This window comes from Bacillus sp. SIMBA_154 (assembly GCF_046536015.1).
Lineage (GTDB): Bacteria > Bacillota > Bacilli > Bacillales > Bacillaceae > Bacillus > Bacillus pumilus_P.
The window spans coordinates 1-573 of the sequence record NZ_JAWJBV010000051.1; the positions used below are offsets into that span (position 1 = coordinate 1).

Consider the following 573-nt stretch of genomic DNA (forward strand, 5'->3'; position numbering starts at 1 on the left):
CCATCACTAACCCACTTTTTGATGTTATCAACCTCATCATCATCTAATGCACTGCCAAACGGCGGTTGCCAGTCGCTCTTATCACGATCTAGTGCATTGGCAATTACTAGAATATCGGCTCTATTCAAACGGTCTGATGTGAAGCTTTTAGTATTCGACCTGACTTTATAACCATTGTTCGACAAAACTTGCTCGAAGGGTTTATACCGACCTGAGATGGTAAGAAAATTATTGTGTGCTTCATCAACGATGACCACCGGGCTCGCATCTGAGATCAAACTGGTTGTATTACCATGGGGTTGAAAATCAGGATCAGCTTGCTGCGAGCTGTCAGAGCATGCCGGAAGCGCCAAAACTAAACACAGAAAGATGAGCCCAGATAATAGTTTCACTCACAATTCCTTTTGGGAAACTGAGACAACCAAATAATGACAGACGCTCATATGCTACTTAATATCTTCAGATCACCATAAAAGACACTTTAGAAATCCGGTCTTGGCACTTAATAGCTATTCGTAGTAATAAATTTTATTGCCAGTTCTGAACCGGCTGAACTGTAACGAAGACAAAGTT

At 41.5% G+C, this 573-nt stretch carries 1 protein-coding gene; it reads right to left on the minus strand.

The features are described from left to right. Window positions 1–392, minus strand: a 392-nt coding sequence (locus tag R0K30_RS21000; protein WP_410612686.1) for a hypothetical protein, incomplete at its 3' end; no start/stop codon positions are given. Window positions 393–573: the final 181 nt, after the last annotated feature.